We start from the raw sequence: 3,636 nt of genomic DNA on the forward strand, positions 1-3,636 counted from the left end.
GGGGCGTTCCGTACATGCGGCTCTTTGCGACGCAATCGGTGAGAACCGGCTCGAAGCGCTAGATAAGGAGGGACGTTACCGGCGTGACATCTATTAGTGAGTCCGGCGCGACGTTTTGGCTTCGGAACAGACGGTCTGCCTCCGAGTCGCTTGGCCCAAATGTGCGCTATGTGACAAGTAAGGATGCCTCGGCGAATTTCTAATAGAAGTCGCTCGGGCGGCCGGAGAGGCCATTGAAACCGGTAGGACTTTTTTGACGAGTTCTGCACAAGCGTGTCTGTATTGGAGAGCGATCCTGTCGCGCCAGCCGAAGCCCGCAGTTCCCGTGGCGTGAGGTTAGGCTTCCTCACAGTCACCGCCATATTTGGTTCAGGCAATCAGTCAGCTGAAGCAGCACCGGGCATTGAAGTGGTGAAGTCCGGTGCGCTTCAATCGTCCCGTCGAGTACATGATCATCATCGAATCGAGGACGTCGCATCATTTCAGCAAAAATGCTGCGCGACACTTCGGCTTGGATCCGACTGGTGCCGTATGCGGCGTCTGGATGCTTCAGTCGGAGGTCTGACTTGCTTCTTTCTCATCTTGGGGACGTTTCTCCTCTCCACATGCAGAGATGGTCAGGAAGAGTTGCCCACCGCGACGTTGAATCTGCTTTTCTAGCGCCAATGGATCTCGCGCTGCACTGTAAAGGAAGCCTTGAGCTACTTCACATCCTTTTTTGCGTAACCGTTCTGCCTGTTCTTTCGTTTCCACACCTTCAGCGATGACCTCAAGGCCGAAGCTATGCCCCAAAAATAGAATCGCTCTGATAATCGCCGCGTCTTCTGAAGAGGCAAGCATCGCACTGACGAAGCTTTGGTCTACCTTCAGTCGGGTGAGGGGATAGCGCTTTAGCATGCTTAGAGAGGCGTAGCCCGTGCCATAGTCGTCGAAAGCGATGCTCACTCCAAGATCATGCAGATCCCGAAGCGGTTCGATCATTTGTTCATCGTGTCGAAGAATGATGTTCTCCGTGATTTCCAACTCCAGACAGGAAGCAGGTAGTTCGTAGTCGCTGAGTGCCTGACGCACTTTGCGGGCGAGATCCCCGGTGCTGAATTGAGCCCCGAAAAGGTTGACACCCACTCTCAACGGCAGCCCGAACCGCTCTCGCCACGCACTTGCTTGGTGACATGCCGACCGGATGATCCATTCACCAATCTGCGGCGTCAATTGTCCGGCCTCGACGGCTTCTAGAAACGCACCGGGCGTAAGCAGACCCTTTTGCGGGTGGTCCCAGCGCAACAATGCTTCAACGCCGACGAGCGCGCCGTCTGCAAGTCGTACCTGCGGCTGATAGAAAAGTTTAAATTCACCCTGCTCAAAAGCCCGTAAGAGCTCCCCTTGATATGCTCTACGCGCACTTGCCACCTCGCGCAGCGGGGCAGTGAAGAATCTCCAGCATCTACGTCCCTCAGATTTAGCCTGGTAGAGGGCAAGATCGGCGTTGCCTAACAGTTCGCGTACCGTTGAACCGTGTTGTGGCCAGAGGGCGATGCCAACGCTTGCGCCGACGCAAACAGATTCGCCTTCAATCACTATCGGATTCGCGATCGAGTTGATGATGGCAGTCGCCACGCGGGCAGCTTCTTTGCTGCTTGACAATCGAGGAAGAAGTACCGCGAACTCATCCCCGCCCATTCGGGCGACGGTATCTGCTTCACGTACGCAGGAAGTGAGGCGCTTAGCGACAGCGATAAGCACAGCATCTCCACCGAGGTGTCCTAGGCTGTCGTTCACGTCCTTGAAACCGTCAAGATCGACAATCATCACGCAGGCGCACGCGTCGTGCGCGAGCGAGTCTTCCAGCCGGGTGCGCAGCAACGCCCGATTAGGCAAGCCGGTCAGCGCATCGAAAAGGGCGAGGTTGACCAGGCGTTCCTCGCTACGCCTGCGTTCAGTAATGTCACGTAAGATCGCTCCGAAGCTCGGTTTTCCATGGTCGCGCCACATGGAACCTGATAATTCGACGTGTTTTTCGGTTCCGTCGAGGGCGCGCACTACGGTTTCAGTGGTACGTCCCGCTGCGAGCGTTGCGTCATCGGAAGCTAATTGTCGAACTCTTGCGGCAAATTCATCGGAAGCGATAAGCTCCACGCCGCACCCTGTGACAGACTCTGATGTGTATCCGAGTAAGGCGTGGGCCGCTTCGTTCCAGAACGTGATGCGGCCGCATTCATCGAGACACAGGATGGCATCGGGCGATGTCGCCGCAATCTTCTCGAATCGAAGTTGACTTGCCTGCCGCGCCAATTCCAAACGTCGCATCTCGAGCCGGTCTAAAACGAGGGCTGCGAGGTCTTCGAGATTCCGGCAATCCGACTGGCTGAAATCGTCGCGGGGCACACGATCGATTACGCAGAGAGTGCCCAGTGGATGCCCGTCGACGGTAAGTAAGGGCGCACCCGCATAAAAACGGATGTGGGGAGCGCCGGTGACAAGAGGATTCTCGCAAAAACGCGGATCCTTAAGGGCATCTGCGACAACCGTAACACCAGGCTGCAACATTGCGTAGGCGCAAAAGGAGACGTCTCGCGACGTTTCGCAAACGTCGAGTCCCTTGCCTGCCGCGAACAGTTGACGCTCTCCGTCTACGAGCGATACGAGCGCGACAGGAACCTTGAATATGTTCGACGCCAGTTGAACCAGACGGTCAAAGGCCGGCTCCGACAGTACCTCGTCGACGCCGAACTCCGAGAGCGCTGCGAGCCGTGCCTCCTCATCCAATTCGCTGCAATCCCGTTGCATCTGATTTCTCAAAAAGTTTTCTTGCGTGACTAAACAGTTATCGACCTTTCGCCGAAAGACTTGATGCCCGTTTGTCCCAGAGGACTGGGCAATGAGTGTAATGGACGGCCCCAGTTAAGGTTTCTCTCTCGTCTGTCGTAAACCAGATACGTCAACCTTTCGCGAGACTAGAATGCCGATAGTTCGCTGCCTGATTCTGTGGACTTTCCTACCCTTCCTCGGAGGATGCCACGTTGCGGACGCCGACAGGGACGAAACCATCGCTCAACAGAGCAGTCCTCGCAATGTGGACCGAAGCGGTGCGCGTGATCTTGGTCGGGCCAATGGATTAGGCGAGCCGACAGTCAACTTGACTGCTCGAGAACGTCAGGTATTCAAGCATGCTGTCAGGTCGGAAATACTCGCGTATGTAGACGGTCAGCAGTCTTCTTATGCAGACGACCCGGACATGGTAGATCGTCCGGATGCCATTACTTCGGACATGTTGCAGCTGAAGTATGAGCGCGACACGCACCGTGCGGATGGCGAGTTCCGTGGAAGACATCTGATTGTGACGGGGCGCGTCGCCTCATTTAAACGCGTGCATGGTGTGCTCGTCGGTGTTCGTCTGAGTGGAGGCTCGACCATCTTCCAGAGACCCACAGTCACGATGGTGCCTGAGAGCCAAGCTTACGTGACGACCTTGACGAAAGGTGCGAGGGTCTCATTTTACTGCCGCGGCGTAGGCATGCATTGGGGATCTGCACGTCTCGGTGGTTGCATGCCAGCGGACGCGTGGATAGCCGCAGAGACGGAGCGCTACGAAGCGAGCTTCTTTGGACTGCATGATGATGCGTCTAGCAAAAAAGT

At 56.1% G+C, this 3,636-nt stretch carries 2 protein-coding genes; one reads left to right on the top strand and one right to left on the bottom strand.

Going from position 1 to position 3,636, the window contains the following annotated elements; genetic code table 11:
• Positions 1–549 precede the first annotated feature (549 nt).
• Complete coding sequence (locus QCE79_RS39020) at positions 550–2,799, bottom strand: EAL domain-containing protein (protein WP_309854515.1); 2,250 nt, start codon at positions 2,797–2,799, stop codon at positions 550–552.
• A 436-nt stretch (positions 2,800–3,235) separates the two neighbouring features.
• Here QCE79_RS39020 and QCE79_RS39025 point away from each other — a divergent pair.
• The coding region (locus tag QCE79_RS39025) for a hypothetical protein (RefSeq protein WP_309854518.1) at positions 3,236–3,636 on the top strand (401 nt) is incomplete at its 3' end.

The organism is Caballeronia sp. LZ003, from assembly GCF_031451465.1.
Lineage (GTDB): Bacteria > Pseudomonadota > Gammaproteobacteria > Burkholderiales > Burkholderiaceae > Caballeronia.